This window comes from Catenibacterium sp. UBA627 (assembly GCF_002299355.1).
Classification (GTDB): domain Bacteria; phylum Bacillota_I; class Bacilli_A; order Erysipelotrichales; family Coprobacillaceae; genus Catenibacterium; species Catenibacterium mitsuoka.
Genome location: NZ_DBPF01000111.1, coordinates 1 through 4,766, shown reverse-complemented (window position 1 = coordinate 4,766; position 4,766 = coordinate 1). Strand labels below are relative to the sequence as shown.

The 4,766-nt window shown below is 34.9% G+C and carries 4 protein-coding genes; all 4 read left to right on the top strand.

Annotated features, from left to right (window positions below; genetic code table 11):
* A partial coding sequence (locus tag B2S90_RS07175; RefSeq protein ID WP_286696787.1) for an EF-Tu/IF-2/RF-3 family GTPase occupies positions 1 to 510 on the top strand: 510 nt, incomplete at its 5' end.
* A 181-nt stretch (positions 511 to 691) separates the two neighbouring features.
* The gene (locus B2S90_RS07170; protein ID WP_286696786.1) at positions 692 to 3,073 is read left to right on the top strand and encodes a YhgE/Pip domain-containing protein; all 2,382 of its coding nucleotides are present in this window, start codon (positions 692 to 694) and stop codon (positions 3,071 to 3,073) included.
* Positions 3,074 to 3,200: 127 nt separating this feature from the next.
* The gene (locus B2S90_RS07165) at positions 3,201 to 3,998 is read left to right on the top strand and encodes a Cof-type HAD-IIB family hydrolase (RefSeq protein WP_278780836.1); all 798 of its coding nucleotides are present in this window, start codon (positions 3,201 to 3,203) and stop codon (positions 3,996 to 3,998) included.
* Between the two features lie 123 nt (positions 3,999 to 4,121).
* The gene (locus B2S90_RS07160; RefSeq protein WP_006505715.1) at positions 4,122 to 4,430 is read left to right on the top strand and encodes a PTS lactose/cellobiose transporter subunit IIA; all 309 of its coding nucleotides are present in this window, start codon (positions 4,122 to 4,124) and stop codon (positions 4,428 to 4,430) included.
* Positions 4,431 to 4,766: the final 336 nt, after the last annotated feature.

Sequence of the window (4,766 nt, the reverse complement as noted above, 5' to 3'; positions counted from 1 at the left end):
ACAGTTGCTACTGGTAGAGTTGAACGTGGTCAGTTAAATCTTAACGATGAACTTGAAATCATTGGTATCCATGAAACTCAGAAGACTGTTGCTACAGGTATCGAAATGTTCAGAAAGTTACTTGACTACGCTTTAGCTGGTGATAACATTGGTGTTCTTTTAAGAGGTATCAACAGAGACCAGATTGAAAGAGGTCAGGTATTAGCTAAACCTGGTTCAGTACATCCACATAAGAAATTCAACGCTCATGTTTATGTATTAACTAAGGATGAAGGTGGACGTCATACTCCATTCTTCGGTAACTATAGACCACAGTTCTATTTCAGAACTACTGATATCACTGGTGTTATCGAATTACCAGAAGGAACTGAAATGGTTATGCCAGGCGATAACGTAGAATTCACTGTAGAATTAATTCACCCAATCGCTATCGAAAACGGTACTAAGTTCTCTATCCGTGAAGGTGGACGTACTGTAGGTGCTGGTAACGTAACTGAAATCATTGAATAATTTTAGTTCATTAGACTGTTGACTTATGTCAGCAGTCTTTTTTTTATTATTTTATTAAAAATGATATGCGCTTACATTGTGCTTTTTTATCAAATCACTTCATTTGTAAATTGATAAATGACTAACGGTCAACTAAAATGACTACTAGTCATTAGGTAGATGACAGAAAGGAAAGGATAATATGATTAAAGCAGAATGGAAAAACATCGCGAAAAGTACTTGGCTTAAAATCGTACTTTGTGCAATTATGATCATTCCAATGATTTATGCTTGTGTTTTCTTAGGTTCTATGTGGGATCCATATGGTAAAACAGATCAGCTTCCAGTAGCCGTTGTTAATAACGATAAAGAAGTTGAATATAATGATTCTACTATGGATATTGGTAAACAGTTAAGTGATAAACTTGCGAAGAATGATTCAATGGATTTCAATATTGTTTCTTCTAGTAAAGCACAGAAAGGTTTAAAAGATGGAAAGTATTACATGGTAATTACTATTCCCGAAAACTTCTCTAAAAATGCGACGACATTATTGGATGATGATCCACAGACAATGATGCTCACATATACAACAAATCCACAGACAAACTACATTGCAACTAAGATGGATGATTCAGCAATGGCTAAAGTAAAAACTGAAATTTCATCAACAGTGACTAAGACTTACTCTAAGATCTTATTCAAGAATGTAAAAACATTAAGCAAAGGATTTAAAACAGCCGCAGATGGATCACAGAAATTAAGTGATGGTGTCAATACGGCGAAAGATGGTAATGCCATTATTACAGAAAATTTGAATACACTTGCTTCAAGTGCATTAGTATTCAATGATGGTGCTGATTCTTTAGTGAAGGGATTAAGTGCTTATACTAAAGGTGTCTCTACAGCGAAAGCTGGTGCACAGCAGTTAGATAACAACAGTGCCACTTTAAACAATGGTGCTGCTCAGTTAAAAGCTGGTAGTTCACAATTATTAAGCGCTGTTCAGGCAGCTGAAAAGCAGTTAGGTGATGGAATTAATGCAAGTGCTGGTCAGTTAAATACTTTAACTTCTAGCAATAAACAGATAGCAGAAAGTTCTAAACAGTTATCTGCAGCATTAACTCAGATCCAAGGTGCTATTGATAGTAATAACTTAGTAGAAAATGATGCCCAGGCAGCTAAGAAAGTTGACGGTATGATTTCTACATTATCTACTACTATCTCAACAATGAATAACAATGCGGCTCAGTTAAATCAGTTAGCTGCAGCGGAAAAGAAACAGGCTGAACAATTACAGGCAACCCAGCCACAGGCCGCTCAAGAATTAATATTGAAGGCTACAAGTCATGCAACTCAGGCTGCTACATTACAGCAGGTTGCATCTCAGTTATCATCTAGTATCAATACAGATGATTTAAAACAGTTATCTACATTGTTAAATGGTAATGCAGCTGTATTAAAGAATCAGACTGCAGCCAATGCTAAAACTCAGCAGTTATTAGCAAGTTCACAGCAGTTAGCAACTGCCAATAACACAGCAGTTGGTTCATTAGTAACTAACCTAAAGACTGTACAGGCTAGTATGAAGGGTACTTCTACTTCCGTTGGTATGGTTGGTGCAGTAAGTCAAATTGATAATGGCTTAAGCACATTACAGAGTGGTTTAAAGACTTACACAGGTGGTGTTAAACAGGTTAATAATGGTTTAGGCACACTTGCTTCAAACAATGCCACATTAAATAGTGGTGCTTCACAGTTAGCTGAAGGCGCATTAAAGATCAGTTCTGGATCTAACCAGTTGGCAGCAGGTTCTGCAACATTAGGCGAAGGATTAACTACTATTGGTGACGGAACTAATACACTTACAAGCAGCTTAAAAGATGCTTCTAAGAAGAGTAATATCAAATCTACTAACAAGACATACAGACAGATGTCTTCTCCAGTAGATACAGAAAAGAAAGAATTAACAAATATGCCAAATAACGGACATGCGATGGCTCCTTATATGATGAGTGTTGCATTATATGTTGCATGTATGGCATTAAGTTTAATGTATCCATTTGGTAAAGGTATGACTACAACTGATAGCCCAGTTAAGTTCTTACTTGCGAAAGCAACAGTTATGGTTCCATTATCAATTGTACAGGCATTAATCTTATACTTCAGTTTAAAAGGATTCTGCGGATTTACTCCTGCAAGACCAGGATTATGTCTCACATTTATGCTCTTATTATCACTTGCCTTTATGGCATTCATCGCATTCCTTGCAATCGCGTTTGGCCGTATTGGTGAATTCATTGCATTGATCTTCATGGTATTCAACCTTGGTGCTTCAGCTGGTACTTATCCACTTGAAACAGCACCACATTGGTATAAAGTATTACATCCATTCGTTCCATTTACATATAGTGTTAATGGATTTAGATCAGTGATTGCCAACGCTACTGCAGTTCCTATAACAGAAATCTTATTCTTTGTTGGTTTACTTGTTGTATCTGTTATCTTAACTTACTTATTTGTAAGACGTAGAAGTAAAACACATAAAGTATTCCTTCCAGAAGTATTTGATGGAGAATGTTAATGAGATGGGTAGAAATACCCATCTTTTTTTATGCTCTATAAGGATTTTGTGAGACTTTTCTTAATTGGTTTCATTTTTATGTCCATTTGATATAATGGAAGTACTTACTAGAATAGGAGATTATATGATGAGTAAATTATTCTTTTTTGATATAGATGGTACATTAATAGATTGTAATCAGGATATTTATGAAATCACACCTGAAACATTCCGCACTTTAGATAAATTAAAGGAGGCTGGACATGATGTGTTCTTATCAACAGGTAGATGTAAGTGTTTTATAGTAGATGGTGTTATGAAATACCCATTTTCTGGTTATGTAACATGTAATGGTGCTTATGTAGAGTATAAAGGTAAATGTGTTTATAAGAATGTAGTTCCTGCAGAAGCGATTAAAGCAACTATGGATCTTTGTGAAAAATACCATTTCAATTATTATTTTGAAGGTAATGATTATATTTATGTGAGAGATTCAAAAGATCCTGTTCATCAGGCATTTGCGAATAACTGGGGTATGAAAGAAGAAACTATCATTGATTCGTTTGATTATAAGAATATAGAAACTTATATCGGAATGATTGTCGTTAATTCAAAAGATGATATTCCAGTCATGGTAGAAGCTTTAAGTCCTTATTTTGATGTTCAGAGACATCAAAGTGATCGCTCTTTTGATTTAACCTTAAAGGGATCATCAAAAGCAGTAGGAATTAAGGAATTTATAAAGGTATTAGGGAGAGATATCAATGATACAATCGCTTTTGGTGATGGACGTAATGATATCGAAATGATCGAGGAAACAGGATTAGGCATTGCGATGGGAAATGCAGTACCAGAACTTAAATCAGTCGCAAAGTATATTACAACGAATATTGAAGAAGAAGGAATTACAGCCGCTTGTAAGCACTTTAATTATATTTCAGACTAATTTTGTTATATTATGAAGTGGACTAATTCTATTATATTATGAAATGGTATTGAAATTGCTTACAAGAATTGATATAATAGAAGTACAGAGGAAATCTGGAATTGTTGTTAAAGGAGAATTAAAATGGACGAACAGGAACAGACAGTCATTAACTTAATCGTTAATGCTGGTAGCGCAAGAAGCTCAGCAATTGAAGCTATTCAGTATGCAAAAGCAGGAGATATCGAAAAGGCAGACGAATCAATTCAGACTGCTAAAGAAACAGTTAACGAAGCTCATCATGCTCAGACTGAATTAATTCAGGCTGAAATCAGAGGAGAAAAAACTCCACTTAACTTATTAATGGTACATGCACAGGATCACTTAATGTGTGCATTAGTAGTTATTGATTTAGCTCAGGAATTTATTGATGTTTATAAGAAATTAGCTTAATTTCATAAATACCAATACAGCATCCCTTCAATGGGATGCTTTTTTTCTTAAGAAACGGCAGAAACACCCACTTCGATATAGAATATAGATGGGGGGATGAATACCGTTAATACTTGAATTATCTATATCGTACGTTCGAGGGTATATAAAAGCCGTTTGGAAATCAGAATAAAAATAAATTTAATTGATTTTATGAAGCGTATAAGGGCTTAAAATGCAATATACAACAAAAAAATCAAAAAATATTCAAAAAACACTTTACAAGTGTCAGTGTTTTAGGTATTATAGACAGGCAGTCCGGGATACGGGCTGAGACCGAACATTGAAAACTGAACA

Coding starts and splice junctions, on each gene's coding strand:
- B2S90_RS07170 (WP_286696786.1), top strand. CDS start 692: ATGATTAAAGCAGAATGGAAAAACATCGCGAAAAGTACTTGGCTTAAA.
- B2S90_RS07165 (WP_278780836.1), top strand. CDS start 3,201: ATGAGTAAATTATTCTTTTTTGATATAGATGGTACATTAATAGATTGT.
- B2S90_RS07160 (WP_006505715.1), top strand. CDS start 4,122: ATGGACGAACAGGAACAGACAGTCATTAACTTAATCGTTAATGCTGGT.